The sequence below is a fragment of the Aquiflexum sp. TKW24L genome (assembly GCF_023502205.1).
GTDB lineage: Bacteria > Bacteroidota > Bacteroidia > Cytophagales > Cyclobacteriaceae > Cognataquiflexum.
Window position 1 is genome coordinate 79,574 of sequence record NZ_JAMFLG010000006.1, and the last position, 19,161, is coordinate 98,734.

General features: G+C 40.0%; 18 protein-coding genes and 1 tRNA gene. 9 read left to right on the top strand and 10 right to left on the bottom strand.

Features of this window, described 5'->3' with window-relative positions:
- Positions 1–71 precede the first annotated feature (71 nt).
- Positions 72–329, top strand: coding sequence for a DUF4834 family protein (locus M3O96_RS05855; RefSeq protein ID WP_249719368.1), 258 nt, complete (start codon positions 72–74; stop codon positions 327–329).
- 12 nt (positions 330–341) lie between these two features.
- Here M3O96_RS05855 and M3O96_RS05860 read toward each other — a convergent pair whose 3' ends face one another.
- Entirely contained in the window at positions 342–3,515 is a 3,174-nt protein-coding gene (locus M3O96_RS05860) for a histidine kinase N-terminal 7TM domain-containing protein (protein WP_249719369.1), read from the bottom strand.
- 434 nt (positions 3,516–3,949) lie between these two features.
- Here M3O96_RS05860 and clpB point away from each other — a divergent pair, with 434 nt between their 5' ends.
- The 4 genes from clpB to M3O96_RS05880 all read left to right on the top strand — a co-directional run bounded on the left by clpB (position 3,950) and on the right by M3O96_RS05880 (position 9,111).
- Complete coding sequence (gene clpB / locus M3O96_RS05865; RefSeq protein WP_249719370.1) at positions 3,950–6,565, top strand: ATP-dependent chaperone ClpB; 2,616 nt, start codon at positions 3,950–3,952, stop codon at positions 6,563–6,565.
- A 131-nt stretch (positions 6,566–6,696) separates the two neighbouring features.
- Positions 6,697–7,269, top strand: a complete 573-nt coding sequence (locus tag M3O96_RS05870; RefSeq protein ID WP_249719371.1) for a pyridoxamine 5'-phosphate oxidase family protein — start codon at positions 6,697–6,699, stop codon at positions 7,267–7,269.
- A 75-nt stretch (positions 7,270–7,344) separates the two neighbouring features.
- Entirely contained in the window at positions 7,345–7,920 is a 576-nt protein-coding gene (locus tag M3O96_RS05875) for a Pycsar system effector family protein (RefSeq protein ID WP_249719372.1), read from the top strand.
- Between the two features lie 60 nt (positions 7,921–7,980).
- The gene (locus tag M3O96_RS05880; protein WP_249719373.1) at positions 7,981–9,111 is read left to right on the top strand and encodes a hypothetical protein; all 1,131 of its coding nucleotides are present in this window, start codon (positions 7,981–7,983) and stop codon (positions 9,109–9,111) included.
- A 188-nt stretch (positions 9,112–9,299) separates the two neighbouring features.
- Here the strand turns inward: M3O96_RS05880 and M3O96_RS05885 are convergent.
- The 3 genes from M3O96_RS05885 to M3O96_RS05895 form a co-directional block, all read right to left on the bottom strand.
- Positions 9,300–9,376, bottom strand: a tRNA-Ala gene (locus M3O96_RS05885).
- Positions 9,377–9,480: 104 nt separating this feature from the next.
- Positions 9,481–10,101: a recombination mediator RecR gene (recR, locus tag M3O96_RS05890; protein ID WP_249719491.1), complete on the bottom strand. Its 621-nt coding sequence runs from the start codon at positions 10,099–10,101 to the stop codon at positions 9,481–9,483.
- A 14-nt stretch (positions 10,102–10,115) separates the two neighbouring features.
- A complete protein-coding gene (locus M3O96_RS05895) occupies positions 10,116–10,409 on the bottom strand; it encodes an ATP-dependent Clp protease adaptor ClpS (RefSeq protein WP_249719374.1) in 294 nt (97 codons plus the stop codon).
- Between the two features lie 53 nt (positions 10,410–10,462).
- Here M3O96_RS05895 and M3O96_RS05900 point away from each other — a divergent pair, with 53 nt between their 5' ends.
- Positions 10,463–11,905 (top strand): sodium:solute symporter, encoded by a 1,443-nt coding sequence (locus M3O96_RS05900; RefSeq protein WP_249719375.1) that lies wholly within the window; start codon positions 10,463–10,465, stop codon positions 11,903–11,905.
- Here M3O96_RS05900 and M3O96_RS05905 read toward each other — a convergent pair whose 3' ends face one another.
- From M3O96_RS05905 to M3O96_RS05915, 3 genes are all read right to left on the bottom strand, one after another.
- Positions 11,906–12,271 carry a helix-turn-helix domain-containing protein gene (locus M3O96_RS05905; RefSeq protein WP_249719376.1) on the bottom strand — a complete coding sequence of 122 codons (366 nt, stop codon included), beginning with the start codon at positions 12,269–12,271 and terminating at the stop codon, positions 11,906–11,908.
- A gap of 112 nt (positions 12,272–12,383) precedes the next feature.
- Positions 12,384–12,725: an MGMT family protein gene (locus M3O96_RS05910; RefSeq protein WP_249719377.1), complete on the bottom strand. Its 342-nt coding sequence runs from the start codon at positions 12,723–12,725 to the stop codon at positions 12,384–12,386.
- The gene (locus M3O96_RS05915) at positions 12,715–13,590 is read right to left on the bottom strand and encodes a mechanosensitive ion channel family protein (protein WP_249719378.1); all 876 of its coding nucleotides are present in this window, start codon (positions 13,588–13,590) and stop codon (positions 12,715–12,717) included. The genes M3O96_RS05910 and M3O96_RS05915 overlap by 11 nt, the downstream gene beginning before the upstream one ends.
- A gap of 59 nt (positions 13,591–13,649) precedes the next feature.
- On the opposite strand from M3O96_RS05915, the gene M3O96_RS05920 reads away from it, so the two are divergent.
- From M3O96_RS05920 to M3O96_RS05930, 3 genes are read left to right on the top strand one after another with little or no spacing between them, the layout of a single operon-like run.
- Complete coding sequence (locus M3O96_RS05920; protein ID WP_249719379.1) at positions 13,650–14,327, top strand: SDR family NAD(P)-dependent oxidoreductase; 678 nt, start codon at positions 13,650–13,652, stop codon at positions 14,325–14,327.
- Between the two features lie 20 nt (positions 14,328–14,347).
- Positions 14,348–15,028, top strand: coding sequence for a head GIN domain-containing protein (locus tag M3O96_RS05925; protein WP_249719380.1), 681 nt, complete (start codon positions 14,348–14,350; stop codon positions 15,026–15,028).
- Positions 15,025–15,480, top strand: a complete 456-nt coding sequence (locus M3O96_RS05930) for a nuclear transport factor 2 family protein (RefSeq protein ID WP_249719381.1) — start codon at positions 15,025–15,027, stop codon at positions 15,478–15,480. Before M3O96_RS05925 ends, M3O96_RS05930 begins: the two co-directional genes overlap by 4 nt.
- Positions 15,481–15,621: 141 nt before the next feature.
- On the opposite strand, the gene M3O96_RS05935 is transcribed toward M3O96_RS05930, so the two are convergent.
- From M3O96_RS05935 to M3O96_RS05945, 3 genes are all read right to left on the bottom strand, one after another.
- A complete protein-coding gene (locus M3O96_RS05935; protein WP_249719382.1) occupies positions 15,622–17,547 on the bottom strand; it encodes a CHU_0125 family OmpA-like outer membrane integrity protein in 1,926 nt (641 codons plus the stop codon).
- Between the two features lie 50 nt (positions 17,548–17,597).
- Entirely contained in the window at positions 17,598–18,089 is a 492-nt protein-coding gene (locus tag M3O96_RS05940) for a hypothetical protein (protein WP_249719383.1), read from the bottom strand.
- A 159-nt stretch (positions 18,090–18,248) separates the two neighbouring features.
- Positions 18,249–19,040 carry a (Fe-S)-binding protein gene (locus M3O96_RS05945; RefSeq protein ID WP_249719384.1) on the bottom strand — a complete coding sequence of 264 codons (792 nt, stop codon included), beginning with the start codon at positions 19,038–19,040 and terminating at the stop codon, positions 18,249–18,251.
- Positions 19,041–19,161 lie beyond the last annotated feature (121 nt).

A 19,161-nucleotide genomic window follows, 5' to 3' on the forward strand; every position in this document is an offset into this window, starting at 1 on the left:
GAGCCGAGAACCGAGAGCCGAGAACCAAGATTTGTCTTGATTCTCGCTTCTAAAATCTAAAAGTCTAAAAAATGGGATTTATTTTCAAATTTCTTCTGATTGCCATTGCCTTGTCTTGGATCTTCTCCAAGTTGCTACAGTTTTTTGTAAAAAGTAAGCTGAAGCAGTTTGTCAATCATGCCAATGACTTGAAGCGAGAAGATGACAGAAGAAGAAAGCCTCCTGGGGCAAATGTCAATGTCGACCATATTCCAAAAGAATATGAACAGCAAAGGACAAAAGAAATCAAAGGCGGAGACTATATCGACTATGAAGAGGTGAAGGAATAATCCTTCACTTTTTTAATTTTTAATGGAATCCCATTCCGACTTAAGGCTTGAGAGGATTTTTGAAACTTCCTGAATCGTCTCTACCACAACAGTTTTATTTTCCTCATTAAGGACAGTCAACAATTCGACACCTGTGGAGGTGGCCACCAAATTCTTAAAGTCAAGATTCAGGCCTACCCCTTTTAACGCGTGTCCGGTTTGCTTTACCCCATGCAAGTTATTCTCATCGAGGTGATTGATCAGAGTCAATTGAAGTTTCTCAATATTTGAGATACTTACCTCTAGCAATTCCTTATAAAACTCAGGATCGGAAAGCCTATATTCTTCAAATTTGGAGGAAGCAAGAATTTGGGAGGAATCAGGGGAAGAGTTCAGGTATTTTTCGATCATTCCTGATATATCCGAAACCAACACAGGTTTGCTCAAATAATCATCCATGCCAGCTTCAAGACAGCGTTGGTGTTCACCTTTAACAGTTCCCGCCGTCAATGCCACTATTGGGGTCCTGACATCTTTTTCTATTTTCCTGATTTCTTTTGTTGCCTCATAGCCGCTCATTTCAGGCATTTGAATGTCCATAAAAATCAAGTCAGGCTTTTCTTTTTTGTACTCTTGCAAAGCTTCTAGGCCATTGAATGCTTCAAAAACCCGAGAGCTCGGTAATAACTTTTTTACAATAGCTTTGGCGAGTAACATATTGACGGGATTGTCATCTACGAGCAAAATTTTAAAAACCATAGTAGATCCATGATCCTTTTTCGAATTAGACGTCAAGTTACTGCCGTGCATTTTCTGCTCGCTTTTTGAAATGACCATTTCTTCCGACACAGGCATATCAAGCTTGAAATAAAACTTACTTCCTTTGCCAAGGGCAGTTTGAAGTTCGAGTTTGCTTTCCATCAACTCCAGTAATTTGCTACAGATCGTAAGTCCGAGTCCTGTTCCTCCGTATTTTCTTGTGGTCGAATTGTCTTCCTGCGCAAAAGCTTCAAAAATTGTACGTTCTTTTTCTTTGGAAATACCTATTCCGGTGTCTTGAACTGAAAAAACAATAGGCAAACTACCATCTTGCGAGACTAGGCCATCTACTGTTACAGACAGAATAATCTGCCCTTGATGGGTAAATTTCCCTGCATTGCTCAAGAGATTGATCAATATTTGTTTGATCCGGGTAGAATCGACAAAAACAGATTTTGGAAGTTTTTCATCGAGAACTAGGTCAAGCTTTAGGTTTTTTTCACTTGTAGTTGGGTGGATGATTTTTAAAGTGTCGGTGGCCAAGTCTTTGATATTGACCCATTCAGGACTCAATTCAAGCTTCCCTGCTTCGATTTTTGAAAAATCCAAAATGTCGTTTATCAAATCGAGGAGGAGTGTGCCTGACTGTAAGATGGATTTTAAAAATCCTTTCTGATTTTCATCCAGGTTGGTTTTCATCAATAAGTCAGAAAAACCAATTACACCGTTTAGAGGAGTTCTGATCTCATGGCTCATATTGGCCAAAAATTCAGATTTGGCTATACTCGCTTCATTGGCAGCTTCCATGGATTTAACAAGATTACGCTCCATGTTTTTTCTTTCGATGGCATTGGAAATACTGTCCGCAAAACTTATGAGCAACGCTGTCTCTGCCTCACTCCACTTCCTCTCATTAGTACAATCATCAAATCCAACAAAACCCCAAAAGTAATCCTCAACATAGATTGGGATAAGGAGAATGGATAGGATATCCTGGCTCTGCAACAATTCCTTTAACTCCGGATCATCCTCCATATTATCCACAATAGCCTGATAAAGGTTGCTTTGGGCCATCACCCTAGAGCCCTCTCCAAAAAGCCCAATCGGTAATCCCTGAAGATTAGGATTATCTATTTCAGCCGGAACACCCGATGCACTCCATTCAAATCGCTGTGAACTTAAAATATTCCCGTTTTCATCCAGACTATTTTCAAAAAGGTAAGCCCTATCTACTCCTGCACCATCTCCAAGTAAGGTAATCGCTTTTTGGGTGGCTGTGGCAAAATCATGGTTGGAGAGCAATTCCTTGGTTGCAAAAGCAATTGAGGTAAGCATTTTTTCATTTCTGATAAGGTTGCTGTTGACATTTTGTAGTGTCAATTCGTTTGCCTTAATCAAATCCTCAGTGGATTTTTGCTCAGTGATATCCCTTAAAAAAAGATACTGGAAGTTAGGCGCATCTATACCCACTGTTTCCTCTACAATACTTTTTAGATAAATCTCAAAAGTTTTTCTCTCATTAGGGAGGTATAATTCAATTTTCTTATTGGGTGAATTGGAATGAAACAAGTCCTCAAACTCTTTGGAGACCTCTTCCAGCTGACTTCTTTTGTAGATTTTTCGTGGACTTAATTTTGAGAAAAATTTTCTTGCCGTATAATTCATCGCCACTACGTCCCCAAGCCTATCTAAAATCAGAATCCCGTCAGAGATGTTTTCAAAAATAGTTTTGAATGCTATTGGATTGGCTCGAAATAGTTGGTATTGAAACAATGCCCAAAACAATGTGACTCCACTTATAGCCAAGCAAAAAGGAACAGGATCAAGTCCAAATGGATAAAATCCGAAGACTACAAATAAGTAAGCAATCCATGGGATTAAAGTTCCAAAAAACATAATCAGTACCTGTCCCCTATAAATCTCAGGGATAGAAAAAAGCATCCTGAAAAGCAGAAGATTGGAGAATATGATCAAGATTGAGTTGTAACTCGCATACATCCAGTGAAGTATTCCCCTATCGAGGGAAACCGACATAAAATATAAATTATTTGCTGCCGAAATTTCCTTGTAAAAAAGGTTGTGGTAATCGTTGGTAAATACCATCAAAAGGAAAAATGCAGATATCCCAAAAATCAAAACGAGCCAGTTTTTATTTATAAGCTTTGCCCGGTCTGTGTATTTTAAAACAAAAAGAAACAAAAACGGAGTAACGAAAGCACCCCCCAAATACTCCAAAATATAGAATAATTTTATTCCTTCAGGTGTAATAGAAAGTAACTCAATGCCGTAAAAAAACGAATAAACGAAGCAGCTTAATAGGAAAAATGCAAAATAGCGTTCTCCGTGCTTGTTATTTTTGTTAAAAGAAAAAAATGCCAATACCAAAAACAGCAAACTCGTCAGAAATATTGGAGTAGCAAATGGGTTAAAAGAAAATTGAATGTTCATAAAATGCTTATGTTCAAAAGAAAAAGAATTTGTCTTCTGGGGTTCAGGTGATTAAACATAGTAAAAATAATTCTTTTACCTTCTTAAAAAAACATTATTATGCCAAATTTAATTATTACAAAATTGTTGGTTTGATTAAAGAAACTTTCATTTATAAAAGTAACCAAAATGAAAATTATAGTATTTATTATTTTGTCGGTACCAAGAAAGGATACCCATTATCTCAGGTTTCCCACACCTTAGAAGTACACGTAACTATATAGATTGAAGAAAAATTATGACAATAAGGCTGATTATTGCAGCCTTTTCTTGATTTTTCAGACATTTTTTCAGCTTTTTATAGTTTTTATGTTTTGGTTAATGATTTGATGAAGTGTCTGAGAGACTCTTTCTGATGCTCAAAAAATGCTTTAACCAACCTAACCAACTATAAAATGGACTTTAAACAATTCACCATCAAATCGCAGGAAGCCATTCAAAAAGCTGCTGAGCTTGCCATGGCCGAACAGCAACAGGCCATAGAACCGGCACATATCCTGAAAGGTATTTTCTCCGAAGATGAAAATGTCACAGATTTTATTTTCAAAAAGCTCAATGTCAACAAAGGTCTTATTGCGCAAAAAACAGATGACATCATCAAATCTTTGCCCAAAGTAAGCGGTCAGCAACCCTATCTTTCAAACGCCTCAAACCAGGTATTGGCCAAAGCAAAGGATTATCTCAAAAACTTCGGGGATGAATTCGTAGCCATCGAGCATTTATTGTTGGCCATATTAGGGGGATCGGACAAAACGGCCCAATTATTAAAAGACAATGGTCTATCGGAAAAACCGCTTATTGAATCAATCAAGGAACTAAGAAAAGGAAATAAAGTGACTGACCAAAACGCAGAATCTAAATATCGGGCTTTGGAGAAATACTCCAAAAACCTGAATGAACTGGCCAAAAAAGGGAAAATTGATCCTGTCATCGGAAGGGATGAGGAGATCAGAAGAGTCTTGCAGATTTTGGCAAGACGAACCAAAAACAATCCGATTCTCCTTGGTGAGCCGGGTGTAGGAAAAACTGCCATCGTGGAAGGACTGGCACAAAGGATCGTCAGCGGTGATGTGCCCGAAAATCTTAAATCAAAATTGCTCATATCTCTTGACATGGGTTTGTTGGTGGCAGGCGCCAAATACAAGGGAGAGTTTGAAGAAAGATTGAAAGCAGTGATCAAGGAAGTCACTGACTCCGAAGGTGAAATCATCCTATTTATTGATGAAATCCATACCCTGATCGGCGCTGGAGGCGGAGGAGAAGGTGCGATGGATGCCGCCAATCTGCTGAAGCCTGCTCTGGCAAGAGGAGAATTGCATGCCATCGGAGCCACAACTTTGAAGGAATATCAAAAATACATTGAGAAAGACAAAGCCCTTGAAAGGAGGTTTCAATCAGTGCTGGTCGATGAACCGGATGCAGCTGATGCCATTTCGATCCTTAGAGGGATCAAAGACAAATATGAACTTCACCATGGTGTGAGGATCAAAGATGATGCTGTCATTGCAGCCGTAGAGCTTTCCCAACGCTATATCTCGGATAGGTTTCTTCCTGACAAAGCCATCGACTTGATGGATGAGGCCGCCGCCAAACTGAGAATGGAAATAGATTCCCTTCCCCAAGAGCTTGACGAACTCAACAGAAGAATCATGCAACTCGAAATCGAAAGGGAAGCAATTCGAAGGGAAAACAACAAAGACAAAGAAACAGTCCTGAGCAAGGAGATCGCAGAACTCGGGGAAAAAAGGCAAAGTGTAAAAGCCAAATGGGAAAGTGAAAAAGCGGTGATCGTCGGTATCAGAAATGAAAAAGAGAATATTGACAAACTGAAACTCGAAGCTGAACAAGCCGAAAGAGCAGGAGATTTCGGGAAAGTCGCGGAAATCAGGTACGGCAAAATTGTTGAATCTGAGAAAAGACTCGAAGGATTCAAATTCCAGCTTGAGGAAATGCAGCAAGGTTCGCCGTTATTGAAAGAAGAAGTAGACAATGAAGACATAGCCGCTGTAGTTTCCAAATGGACTGGCATACCGCTTTCCAAAATGATCCAAAGTGAAAGGGAAAAACTCCTACACCTAGAGGACGAACTTGGCAAAAGAGTTGCCGGACAACAGGAAGCCATTGTTGCCCTTTCGGATGCTGTCAGAAGAAGCCGGGCAGGATTACAGGATCCGAGAAGGCCGATTGGTTCCTTTATCTTTATGGGTACCACAGGCGTCGGAAAAACCGAATTGGCGAAAGCCTTGGCAGAATACCTCTTCAATGATGACAATGCCATGGTGAGAATTGACATGTCTGAATACCAGGAAAGGCACTCCGTCAGCCGCTTGGTGGGAGCGCCTCCGGGATATGTGGGCTACGATGAAGGAGGTCAATTGACCGAAGCAGTAAGGAGAAAGCCCTATTCTGTGGTACTATTGGACGAAATTGAAAAAGCCCATCCTGATGTATTCAATATCCTGCTTCAGGTGTTGGATGATGGTAGATTGACTGATAACAAAGGAAGGATTGCCAACTTCAAGAATACAATTATCATCTTGACTACCAACATCGGTTCTCATTTGATCCAAGAACGCTTTGCCGAAATGGAAGAATGGAACAAAGAGGAAATCATGGCGAAGACCAAAGCTGAAGTTTACGATTTACTCAAGAAATCCGTCAGACCTGAATTCCTCAACAGGATCGATGAGACGATCATGTTTGAACCGCTTAATAAAAAAGTGATCCGAAAAATCGTCGATATCCAGTGGAGAGAAATCCAACAGCGATTGGCAGAATCCAATATCGAGATAGATGCTACTAAGGAAGTTTTGGATCATTTGGGAGAAGTTGGATTTGACCCGAACTTCGGTGCAAGGCCTTTGAAGAGAACCATTCAAAAGTTGATTCTGAATGAACTTTCCAAGCAGATTCTATCCGGATATATCAAAAACGATTCTGCGGTTTTGGTAGATTTGGATGCTGAAAGTCAAGTCTATTTCAAGAATGTAGAGCATGCCGAGATGGTATAACCCACTGGATTGTAAAAGTCAAACAATAAATAAAACCTGCACGGAATCAGATTCTGTGTAGGTTTTTTGTTTGGTCCCCAAACCAATATCTTCGGATCAGGTTTACATCCTGAATCAACAAATCAAAATATATGCTATTCACTCAAAAGAATTCAGTAGAGGAAGTTTTTCAAACAGTAAAGCATGAACTGCACCGTGGCGCATTGGACGCCAAGCATCCTTTTCGTTTTGTTACGCTTGCAACACAATCAGAAAATGGAGTTGATGCCCGGTATGTGGTTCTCCGAACTATCGATCAAGAAATGAATTTTTTTGTTTTTACAGATGCGCGGAGCTCAAAAGTGGCTCACCTGCACACCAATCCAGATATGGTTCTTTTGTTTTATCATCCTCACAAACGCACCCAAGTCAAGGTGAAAGGCAAAGCAGAAATCATATCGGGAGGGAAGACGAAAGCTGCATTTTGGTCAAACATCCAAGGCGAAGCCCAAAAATCCTACAACCAGATGTTATCGCCCGGCACAGTCATTCGAGATCCAAGTGGGGCCTACAGCTGGAATGAACCTATGACGGATTCAAATTTTACTGTCATCCAAATCAGGCCATTCGAAATCGAAGCGCTACAACTGAATGGGAACGAACATTTAAGAATCCTCTTTTCTTTGGAAGGGAATGATTGGAAAAAAAACTGGATCGCACCCTGAATAATCATTTTGTTTTTGGATAGAGATTTGTTGGAAAATTATTTTGTATTTTCATGATTGACAATTCATCAATCTATGGAAGAAAATATCACTGAAAAGAAAATAAAAGATAAAACGGAAAGAGAGAGACAGACTTTCTTTAGAGTCACTTTCAAAAACAACTGCAACTTGCTTCAGATTGCCGATAATAAGGCAAATATGATCATCAGTATCAATGCACTTGTGATCTCCTCCATTATCGCCATCACCGGCTACGGCACCATTTCCAACCAATTGGATATTAAGGGTCCGCTAACCCTCATTCCGATTTTACTTTTGCTTTGCACCTGCCTATTTTCCACCATTTTGGCAGTGCGTGCAGCTAAACCAAAAATCATTGGCAAAAATCAAAGAACACAGGAAAAGGGAAAATCCAGCATGCTGTTTTTTGGGGAAAGTTCTACCTATAACCTCGAGGAATACCTGGAAGAAATAGACCGTATCCTTCCTTCTAAAAAAGAAATACACCAACAAATGTCCATTGCCCTATTTTACCAAGGCAAAGTTTTGAACAGGAAATACAAACTTCTAGGCTATGCTTACAATGTATTCATTTTAGGATTAGTTGTAGGGGTCATTACTTTTTTGATCTATATGTTGGTGTTCATGTAATTTGATTATGGATTAGGATTGCTTCAGAATTTTAGTTGTGATGAAAAAAATTGAAACCTTATGAAAAAAATATTTTCAATACCCGCATCTCCGGAAGGTTCTTGTTCCAAAAGAACTTTCAAAAATTCAACAAGTAGCCATTCGGAAAATAAGGCTCTTCACTATAAGATAGTGCTCCCAATTTTTATTATTGCTTTTCTTTTTTCAATCTCTGATTCCTTTTCTCAGGAGAAAGAAGACGTTTCCAAACTTTTCAGGAGTGAAGAGGTCTTGGATCTTAAATTGGGCTTTTCATTCAAAGACATCAAGAAATCAGACAAAGAACAAGCTGTATCACAAGAATGGCTTTACTACAAAGACAAAACAGGCGAATGGGATTCCCTGAAAATAGACTTGTTTGCCCGGGGAAACTTCCGAAAAGACCATTGCTTCTTTACACCACTCAAAATCAAGATTGCTAAAAAAGATAGAGAAGGGTCGATTTTTAAAGGCAACAAAACCCTGAAACTGGTCATGCCCTGTCAAAACAACAAGATGGCAGCTGACCTGACTTTAAAGGAATACATGATTTATAAAATGTATGAGGAAGTTACTCCCTATCATTTCCATACAAGATTGGTCAATATCACCCTCACAGACAGAGGCGGAAAGCAGGAAAAATCATTCGAAATCAAAGCATTTCTGATCGAAGATGATTCCGAAATCGCAGATAGGTTTGAAGCAACCATGAAAAAAGAGATGGAGATCAACCCCTTTAGATTTATGGACACAGTCACTATCAGGCAGGAATTTTTCCAGTTTATGATAGCCAATACCGATTGGTCGACAACGGCCCAACATAACGTTGCCGTCATGCAACTGCCCAACAAATCCTACATTCCGCTGTGCTATGATTTTGACATGGCCGGATTTGTAAATGCCCCATATGCCGTGGTCAATCCCCTGATTCCGATCAATTCCGTGACCGAACGGTATTATAGGGGATTATGCAGAGAGGAGGGCTTGTTTCAAAATACAAGGGAACATTACCTGTCCATCGAAAACAACATTTGGAATGCCTACGGCAAAGTCTCCCCCATGCTGAGTCCCAATGAACAGGAGACCACCAAAAAATTCCTGACCGCCTACTTTGACATCCTAAAAAATGACAAAAAATTTAGGGACAATATTTTTTCTAATTGTAGGAAGTAGGGGATAAGCGGCCTAATATTTCTAGCTACCACGACAAAAAAAAGACCCACATTTCAGTGAGTCTTTGGTGGAGGATAACGCCTGCACTACGACAGGCAGGGATTCGAACCGATGACCCCTGCACTGGCAGCGTTTGCTAATTATTTTTTTGAATGCATAAAAAAAAGACCCACATTTCTGTGAGCCTTTGGTGGAGGATAACGGATTCGAACCGATGACCCCTACACTGCCAGCGTAGTGCTCTAGCCAGCTGAGCTAATCCCCCATTTACGTTTTGTTCTAGCCATCCCGATGGCTATCGGGACAATCCCCCTTTTTTAATTGGTCTGCAAATATAGAAATGCTTTTGGATCAGACAAAAGAAAATCACTATTCGGCAGAATAATTTACACGTGTCAGGATACTCCTTCCCAGGGTCACCTCATCGGTATATTCCAATTCTCCGCCGACAGGAATACCGCGTGCAATGGTACTCACATTGACTCCAAATTCCTTGAGCCTTCTGGTAATGAAGAATGAAGTGGTATCCCCTTCCATGGTAGCCGGCAAGGCAAGGATGACCTCTTTTACCTTTTCATTTTCCGGACTATTTGCAATCCTTTGTATCAGCGATTCGATCTGCAAATCATCCGGCCCAATCCCCTGAATCGGGGAAATCACACCGCCTAGGACATGGTAGAGACCGTTATATTGAGAGGTATTTTCGATGGCAAGGACATCCGGGATGTCTTCTACGACGCAGATGATACTTCTTTCCCTCCTTCTTCCCGCGCAGATACTGCAAATCTCAGTATCTGAGATGTTGTGACATAGGCTGCAATACTTGATGTCTTTTCTGAGGGAAAGCAAGGATTTCGTCAGCTCTTCGGTGACGGTTTCTTTTTGCTTGAGGAGATGGAGGGCAAGCCTGAGCGCCGTCTTTTTGCCGATTCCGGGCAGACGGCTGATTTCATTGACTGCTTCTTCAATCAGTTTGGAGGGGAAATTCACTTTTCCTGTAAAAGTTAGACGATGGTAGCTTGGATTCCTGCGTCCAAAATCGCCTCGCACATGGGCTTCAATTTGGAACGGCTACCCTTTTTGACGGAACATTTTCCTTTGTAGTGTATGATCAAAGTGCACTGCTCGGCCTGTTCAGGGCTATGCTGACATACTTTGATAAGGATCTTGGCTACGTGTTCAAAAGTATTGAAATCATCATTAAACACCACCAATTCGCATTCGTCTGTGTCGATCATTTCCTCTACAAGGACCTCGACCTCTTCTAACATGGGATATGTCTGAGTATGGTAATTCATTTTGCAAATTTAATAATTATGGGCAATTTAGCGAAATCTACCCTTAAGCCACTATGGATCCAAAGTTAGTTCTAATCGTAATAAAATCATATTTTGCGCTCTTGTTTTTGATATCTTGGTTTACTTCAAGAAATGTTTCCAAAGACACTTTTTTTACAGGAGACAGACAATCACCTTGGTTTTTGGTTGCTTTTGGGATGATCGGCGCTTCACTATCGGGAGTAACTTTTATTTCAGTTCCGGGTGAAGTCGGCAATACCAGTTTTCATTATTTCCAGGTAGTATTGGGTTACACATTGGGATATTTTGTCATCGCTAAGGTACTCCTTCCGCTGTATTACAGGATGAACCTTGTTTCTATTTATGCCTACTTGGAATCCAGATTTGGTTTTTGGTCATATAAAACGGGCGCCTTCTTCTTTATTTTATCAAGGACTTTGGGTTCCTCTATCCGGGTATTTTTGGTAGCAGGGGTACTTCAATTGGTTTTGTTTGACAATTGGGGAATCCCATTTTGGGTCTCTGTATTGATCACAGTATCATTAATATGGCTGTATACACATCGCGGAGGGATCAAAACAGTAGTCTGGACAGATACTTTGCAGACATTGTTTATGTTGTTGGCAGTTGTCATCAGTATTTATCTGATTGGTAAAGACCTTGGGATTTTGACAATCAAACAGTTTATAGGCACCATTGCCGATGATCCCCGTTCCGAAATTTTCAATTGGGATTGGAAATCGGGAACCAATTTCTTCAAGCAATTTGCCTCCGGTGCTTTTATCACCATCGTCATGACAGGATTAGATCAGGACATGATGCAGAAGAACCTGACCTGCCGCAATATCGGAGATGCCCAGAAAAACATGTTTTGGTTTACCATTATCTTGGTAGTAGTCAACTTGCTTTTCTTGTCTTTGGGAGTTCTTTTGTACCTCTATGCGGAGACAAATGGCATCGCACTTCCCACCAAATCCGATGATTTGTACCCTCTACTTGCCACTACCTATTTCAGTTCCTTTGTTGGGATTGTATTTATCTTGGGTATTACCGCAGCTGCCTATTCGAGTGCTGATTCGACTTTGACAGCATTGACCACCTCATTTTGTTTCGATTTTTTGGAAATAGAAAAGAAATTCAAAAAAGAAGATCAGGTCAAAGTACGCAAGCAGGTTCATATTGGCTTTACGGCATTGATGTTTTTGGTAATATTGATGTTCAGATGGATCAATGACCAAAGTGTCATCAATTCAGTGTTTATCATTGCGGGATATACCTATGGTCCATTGCTTGGATTGTATGCTTTTGGCTTGTTTACCAAGTGGGAAATAAAGGACAAATTTGTGCCATACCTTGCAGTGGCCGCACCATTAATCGCATTTACTATCAGTCAAAACTCTCAGGAGTTGCTTTGGGGATATAAGTTTGGTTTTGAAGTCCTGATTTTAAATGGATTATTGATGTTTACAGGACTGTATTTGATCAGAAAAAAGTAATCAGAGTTCCTGCTTTGCGATAAGTTCATTGATTTTCTTTAATTTTTGAATGTTGCTTTCCAGTTTTCCGGAGCTTCCGTCAAGGTCAACCAAAATAGAAACCAAGCCACTTTGATTTTTTTGCGACTCCTGTAAGTGGTTTACGGTTGGTATTTTTGAAATCAATTCCTGCACGTCCACCTCGTACAAGTCGGCAAGCCTGATGGCATCCTCCATTTTGAGGTTAGATCTACCCTGTTCGTATCTGGAATAGGCAGTATAATCTTTCTTGCCTAAATATTCTGCTATATATTCCTGTGTATACCCTCTCAAAACCCTATGCTTACGGAGGTTTTCTGCGATGTGACTTTTCAATGCTGTTTCCATATTCTTAAGATTTAGAATAGATATTGCAAAAAGCATACACATTTGTTCAGGCTTGGTAAAAAATCTATAAAAAAAAACGAATTATACGTTTTGAAGCCGAAAAAATGAGGATTTAGTCTTCCAATTTTATTTCGATAGGATTCCAAAAATGATGGTCAAAATTCTGAATCTTATCGTTTACAACCACAATCCCTTCCGATTCCAAGAGCTGTTGCATTTTATATGGTGGGGAGAAATGATGCTTGCCTGTCAGCAATCCATTCCTATTGACAACCCGATGTGCAGGAATATCTGGATGCGCATGGCATGCGTTCATCGCATATCCTACCATGCGGGCACCACTCTTCAAGCCAAGATAGTTGGCAATGATTCCGTAGGAAGTCACCCTTCCTCTTGGGATCAATCTGACTACTTGATAGACCAGGTCAAAATAGTTTTCTCTTTCAGGCTTCATTCAGAAGATTTAACAATGACTGATGCAGTTCCATTTTGATATCTTGTGCTTGGGTCAAAGAGGAATCCAAGGAAACTAGGATACTATAAACTTCCTTTTGGATAGAAACCAATTCTACTTTGATATTGCTTACTTCATTGTTTTTAATCCTTTTTTCAAAAGCTGAAGTAAGTTGGGATTCTATTTCGGCTAAGGTAAATTTTTGGTGATAGGGTAATTCCATTTGAAAATTAATTTTTCTATGGTCCAATCTGCTTAAATTAGTGACTTGAAGTCCAAGGACAAGGTTGTTCGGGATTATCGTTTTATACCCATCTTCCTTCAGAATGACCACATTGAGCAATGTAATATCCTCAATGACACCGGTGTTTTCGCCGATTTTGATGGTATCTCCCAAAGCAAATTGGTCTGTAAACATGATAATCAGGCCATTGATGATGTTATTGACATAATCCTTGGTGAGGATGGCAATAGCCGCAGCTACGATGGTCAGGCTAGTCAAAAATTCCAAAGGCTGGATATCAAAAGCAAGCATTACTGCTATGACAAAAACGACTGAATTGAGTATATTCGAAATCCAGGCAATGCCGAGTAGGAAGTTGCCATGAACCTTTTCATCAATTGTTTTCCTTATATATAGTCGAGCTGTGATAATCCTGCCAAGTGAAATAAGGATATTGCCGCCCAATAAAAACAAAACGGCACGATGGATGCTGTTTAAGCCTGGAAACTTGGAAAGAGAATACTGGATTTCAGGGATAAATTTTGCACCAAGAAGAAGGAAAAGGTAAATGACCAATTTTAGGATAAAGACCCTTTTCTTTTGGGACTCAATAGTCTGGATAAGGGATTTTTGTATTTTCATAGAAAGAAAAATATAGGCTAATTTTGGCAAAAGTAATAGAAACTCAAAAACTTTGATTTATGGAAAGGAATTTAATTATCACGGGTGCTGCCGGGAATTTGGGAAAAGCAGTCGTTGAAAAATTTAAGAGGGAAGGTTATAGAATTATAGCTACGGTTTTGCCCGGTTCAGGGGAAACAGTAGAAGAAGCGGATGATGTATATGAGGTAGATGTTACGGATGAAAATGGTGTCAAAGATTTTGCAAATGACTTTATTATGCAATATGGAGAAGTAGATGCCATAGGATTGCTTGTAGGAGGATATGCAGGTACTGATATTGAACATACGGGTCTTGAAGATCTTGACAAAATGATCAAACTTAATTTTTATTCTTCATTTAACATGGTCAAAAATTTTTTGCCATTAATGAAGAAAGCTGATTTTGGAGATTTTTTGTTCATTGGAGCGCGGCCTGCCTTACAACCTGAGGATGGAAAAAACGTTGTGGCATATGCTTTGAGTAAAAGCCTTGTCATACAACTTGCCAATTATGTTGCGGAGGATGTGAAAAATACAAAGATCCGGGCTCATGTATTTGTCCCAAGCATCATTGATACTCCGGAAAACAGAGCTTCCATGCCTGAAGCTGACTTTAGCCAATGGGTAAGTCCGTCAGAAATAGCAGAGGCTATGCACTATGCGGTCAATAATCCATCCCTTAGGAATATGACATTCAAATTATATGGAGGAATCTAAACCAATCGTTAAATATGAAAATGAAAATTAAACTTATTCTTGTTGCCCTGATTGCTTTCGTCGGAGTCAGCAATGCCCAGACCCAAAAGGACACCAGGCCTTTAAGGGAATTCAATGTGGTAAAAGTTTCCAATGCCATCAAAGCGGAATTGATTAGGGGTGAAGAAAATAAAGTTGAGATAACCGCAAGCGGAATCGATGTGGGAAAAGTAGAAACATCTGTCGTTGGAGATGTTTTGGAAGTAAGACTTGCAAGGGGTAATTATAGAAACCATGCTGTAAGAGTGGTGGTTACTTATGTGGATATTCAAGGCATAGAAGCAACCTCAAGTGCTCAGGTAGTTGCAAAATCTAGGTTGGATGCCAAAGAAGGTTATTTGATAACGTCCAACAATGCTTACCTGGAAGCCACAATCGAAGCAGATAAGTTAAATTTGAATGCTTCTACCAATTCCCGGATTTTTGTTAATGGAAATGTCAAGCAATTGGAGGCAAATGCATTTACCAATGCTCAAATAGACGGATTTAATTTAGTTGCTGAAAACGTAAATGTATTGGGGAATACCACTGCTAGTATCAGTTTTACGGCAAAAAACTCCATCAATGGATCGTTGGCGACTGCCGCAAAAGTAGAGTATGATGGCAATCCCGCCGAAATTAATGTAAAAACCGGTACAGGCGGAAGCATCAAGAAAAAATGAAAAAAATTCTAATTGCTTCACTGATTTTATTTTCACTTTCATCCACCTCCCTTTTTGCACAGCAAAATGAGGAAGTAAGGAAAGTGATTGCTTCTTTGTTTGAGGGAATGAAATCAAAAAATATTGACCTGATCCAAGCCGCTTTCCATCCTGATGCTACCATGCAGACAGTAAAAACCTCTGAAAATGGTTCTGAATTGGGTTCTAATTCAGTAGCTGATTTTATTACTAGGATAAGTTCTACTCCGGCTACCACAATTTTGGATGAAAGAATCCTTGATTATCAGATCAAAGTGGACGGAGATATGGCAGCAGCTTGGACGCCTTATGAATTTTATGTCAATGATAATTTCAGTCATTGTGGTGTCAATTCATTTCAATTGATCAAAACACCGGAAGGTTGGAAGATCACTTATATCATCGATACCAGAAGAAAAGAAGGCTGTAAATAAAATCTAACAGACCTCAGATTTTTATAGGTAATATGAGTGACTTAGATTTCTTAGTATAAAAAAAGGAGAGGTTTGACCTCTCCTTTTTTTACGATTTTTTTTTAGAATAGCCGAAACGGAGCTTTTTCCTCTTGGAAATTTCTATTCATTGATTCCAATTACTTTGAATTCGGTCCTTCTATTGGTCTGATGTTCCTCTTCAGTTTGGGCATTTGCGATAATCAACTGTCGCTTGCCATATCCTTTGGCCACCATTCTGCTTGCATCGATTCCTTGAGATACCAGATATGCTACAGCTGATTCAGCCCTTCTTTGTGTCAGGGCATCGTTATATTCATCTGTTGCACGTGCATCAGCATGCGAGCTCAGCTCAATACGGATACTCGGATTGTCTTTCAGGATTTTGACCAGCTTATCCAACTCAAGCGCTGCGTCCGGTCGGATATCTGCTTTGTCAAGGTCATAATAAATATTCTCCAGAACGATTGACCTTTCCAATATCAAGGCATCTAAGACTACTGTAGTATCAAGGGTGATATTGGTGACCTCTTGGATCAAATCCTCTGGTTTGGGAGTTTTGCCAATTGTCGTGTAGGTAATGCTTTTGCTGAAATAGCCACTTTTCGAGGCGATAATAGAGAAATTCTCCTCGGGGGTTAATGTAAACCTGAGTCTTCCGTTTTGGTTAGAGAAATCGCCTCCGACGTTTTTATTGGTTCGGTCATACAGCACCACTCTTGCTTGGGGTAGAATGACTTCTGTTCCATCGTCTTTTTTCTCCTTGGTAGTTACATTGAGGAACACGTTGACGATTTTTGGTTTTGGAGTTTTGTCCTCAAAAAAGTAGATATCATCATCCCCTAAGCCCCCTTCCCTGTTGGAAGAAAGAAATCCCTCTATGGGATATTTGGTAAAGAATATTCCAAAATCATCCGCCACAGAATTGATATTTGATCCCAGATTCTTGATTTCCCAGCCATTTTCTGTCCTTTCTGCTACAAATAGATCCATTTTTCCAAATCCGGCATGTCCGTCTGAAGCGAAAAATATCTTTCCATCGGAAGCGATATAGGGGAACATTTCATTGCCCGGAGTATTGATCTGATTTCCCATATTGACGGCATTTCCAAAATCTCCGTTGGCAAGCTTGGTAGCTTTATACAAATCCAAGCCTCCTTTTCCATCAGGTCTGAGAGATGAAAAATAGAGCTCGTTTCCATCTGGACTAAAGGCCGGAGTGGTATTGGTGTAAAACTCATCTTCATTGACCGGCATCCAAATCGGTTGGGTGTAGCCACCGCCGCGAAAGTAGGATACAAACAACTGAACATCAGGTAGGTCTTTTGTAGAAGTTGAGTTTCCCCTGGCGTAGATCAAGGTGTTTCCATCAGGACTCACAGCCATCGAGCCTTGGTTTAAATTGTCCTCATTACGGAATTCTGGAAGTTGCTGTATACTTTGGACATCTACTTTTATACCCTCGGCTCTAGTACGGAACATTTTCAAGTAAGGCGTTCCTGTGGAGGCATATATGCCACTGCTTTGTCTATTGCTTGTGAAATACAGAAAGCCTGCATTTACTACCGGGGAATATTCTGCGAGTGGAGTATTCAAAAGTTTGTAATTTTCTACCTGAACAAACTCCCAATAATTCTGGATTTCATCAATTTTCTTGAGATTGGAAAGCTCAAGGTTGACAAGTTGGAGAAATTTATCATCCAAAGTCAGGCCTTTGGCTTTTTCAAATGCTTCTGTAGCCTGATCGTATTCGCCTTGGCTTTTTAGACTTTGACCCAATCGAAAATAGGTATCGAAAGTTTCTTCCTCCGCGACTACCTTTTCATAATAGGCTTTTGATTCCTCAATCCTATTGGAAAGCCTGTAGCTTTCTGCTACATAAAAATTAGCCTGCTTGTTTTCCGGTTCTTTTTCAAGAATTTTCGAAAAAGTATTGATTGCGATTTGGTATTCACCTGACTGGAACTGGTTTTGGCCTTTTTGGTACATGCTAGTGCAAGCACCTAGCAGTATGGGTATCAAAACAAGAAATAAAGCAATTCGCTTCATAGGTATCTTGGATGTTTCTTAATGATTTAAATATAGGGTATTTATCAAAATTAATTTTCAAAGAATTTGTTCAGCCAACTTTCTTTTGCGCTGATTTTCCAATTTTTTTCCAAATCGGACTTTCTTTGGATTACAGGATTCAATACGATGGTTTCGGCATGAAGGATGCCTGTTGTCACTTTTGACTTGATTCCAAGAATTGGATTTACTTCGAGATTATTAGCTTCGTTAAGAAAAGAAACCTTTCCCTGATTGAGAAGATCGATGTTCATTTCAGTTTCGATTTCCCTTAGCAACCTAACTGAGGAGTCAATGGAGCAACCGCTTGCTCCCAATTGGCTTTCATCGACTGCTAAAATAATCACCTGATCAAACCTGATATCATAAGAAGTGGGCATCAATGCACCATGGGTATTCCATTGCTCACAAAATTTTGAAAGCCTGGAAGAAATGATTTCCAATTCTTTGTTATCGAATTTTCTAGTAGATGTATAAGTCCAGATCCTGGCATCGCTTGGCATCTGATCAAAAGGTTTGTACATGATTCGGAATTTTTGGCTAAGATAAAAGCGTTTGGAGACTATTTTTGTTCCCTTAACCTAACGCTTATTTTTTACTTGCGGGTACTCTTTATCAAACAAAAATCAAAATAAAACCCCAACTTTCAAGATTGGGGTTATGTAAAAATAATTTGCAACATCCTAGATGCCCATGTCCTTGGCGAGCATTTCTGCCAAGTCATAGACTTTAACTTCATGTTCTTTTTCTTTATTCTTGACACCATCGGACATCATCGTCAAGCAGAATGGACAGCCAACGGCAATCGTGGTCGCCCCCGTTGCCAATGCCTCCTCAGCTCTTTCTACATTTATATCCTTCTTCCCGGGTTCAGGTTCTTTGAACATTTGAGCCCCACCGGCCCCACAGCAAAGCCCTTTTGTCTTGCAGCGCTTCATTTCTACCAACTCTACATCCAATGCCCTGATGACATCACGTGGTGCTTCATAGACATCGTTGGCCCTTCCGAGATAGCAAGAATCGTGAAAAGTGATTTTCTTTCCTTTGAATTCCCCTCCGCCTTGTAGGACGATTTTCCCTTCATTGATCAATTGCTGGAGAAATTGCGAATGGTGGATCACCTCATAATTTCCGCCAAGGGCAGGGTATTCGTTTTTGATGGTATTGAAACAATGGGGACAGGCTGTCACGACTTTCTTAACCTCATAGCCATTCATTACCTGAATATTGGCAACTGCCTGCATTTGGAAAAGAAATTCATTTCCGGCTCTTCTTGCTGGATCGCCGGTGCAAGCTTCCTCAGGTCCGAGGACGGCAAAACTTACCCCGACTTTGTTCAGTATTTTGACAAAAGCCTGTGTTACGGCTTTATACCGCTCGTCAAAGGAACCCGCACAGCCCACCCAAAAAAGAATTTCAAGGGCTTGTCCGGAGGCGGCCATTTCGGCCATGGTTGGTACTTTATATGTTGACATTTATTTAGACCTTAGATATGAGATGTGAGATATGAGACCTTAGAAACAAGAAGCGAGAACCGATTAACAAGAAATTAAAATAATTAATTAATGAAACGTACTTCACGTAATTTTTTTTAGA

Bases quoted from the DNA above. Each gene is read 5' to 3' on its own strand.
- M3O96_RS05940 (WP_249719383.1), bottom strand. From the start codon at position 18,089: ATGTACAAACCTTTTGATCAGATGCCAAGCGATGCCAGGATCTGGACT.
- clpB (WP_249719370.1), top strand. From the start codon at position 3,950: ATGGACTTTAAACAATTCACCATCAAATCGCAGGAAGCCATTCAAAAA.
- M3O96_RS05875 (WP_249719372.1), top strand. From the start codon at position 7,345: ATGGAAGAAAATATCACTGAAAAGAAAATAAAAGATAAAACGGAAAGA.
- M3O96_RS05860 (WP_249719369.1), bottom strand. From the start codon at position 3,515: ATGAACATTCAATTTTCTTTTAACCCATTTGCTACTCCAATATTTCTG.
- M3O96_RS05855 (WP_249719368.1), top strand. From the start codon at position 72: ATGGGATTTATTTTCAAATTTCTTCTGATTGCCATTGCCTTGTCTTGG.
- M3O96_RS05895 (WP_249719374.1), bottom strand. From the start codon at position 10,409: ATGAATTACCATACTCAGACATATCCCATGTTAGAAGAGGTCGAGGTC.
- M3O96_RS05900 (WP_249719375.1), top strand. From the start codon at position 10,463: ATGGATCCAAAGTTAGTTCTAATCGTAATAAAATCATATTTTGCGCTC.
- M3O96_RS05880 (WP_249719373.1), top strand. From the start codon at position 7,981: ATGAAAAAAATATTTTCAATACCCGCATCTCCGGAAGGTTCTTGTTCC.
- M3O96_RS05870 (WP_249719371.1), top strand. From the start codon at position 6,697: ATGCTATTCACTCAAAAGAATTCAGTAGAGGAAGTTTTTCAAACAGTA.
- M3O96_RS05920 (WP_249719379.1), top strand. From the start codon at position 13,650: ATGGAAAGGAATTTAATTATCACGGGTGCTGCCGGGAATTTGGGAAAA.
- M3O96_RS05905 (WP_249719376.1), bottom strand. From the start codon at position 12,271: ATGGAAACAGCATTGAAAAGTCACATCGCAGAAAACCTCCGTAAGCAT.
- M3O96_RS05915 (WP_249719378.1), bottom strand. From the start codon at position 13,590: ATGAAAATACAAAAATCCCTTATCCAGACTATTGAGTCCCAAAAGAAA.
- M3O96_RS05930 (WP_249719381.1), top strand. From the start codon at position 15,025: ATGAAAAAAATTCTAATTGCTTCACTGATTTTATTTTCACTTTCATCC.
- M3O96_RS05925 (WP_249719380.1), top strand. From the start codon at position 14,348: ATGAAAATTAAACTTATTCTTGTTGCCCTGATTGCTTTCGTCGGAGTC.
- M3O96_RS05910 (WP_249719377.1), bottom strand. From the start codon at position 12,725: ATGAAGCCTGAAAGAGAAAACTATTTTGACCTGGTCTATCAAGTAGTC.
- M3O96_RS05935 (WP_249719382.1), bottom strand. From the start codon at position 17,547: ATGAAGCGAATTGCTTTATTTCTTGTTTTGATACCCATACTGCTAGGT.
- M3O96_RS05945 (WP_249719384.1), bottom strand. From the start codon at position 19,040: ATGTCAACATATAAAGTACCAACCATGGCCGAAATGGCCGCCTCCGGA.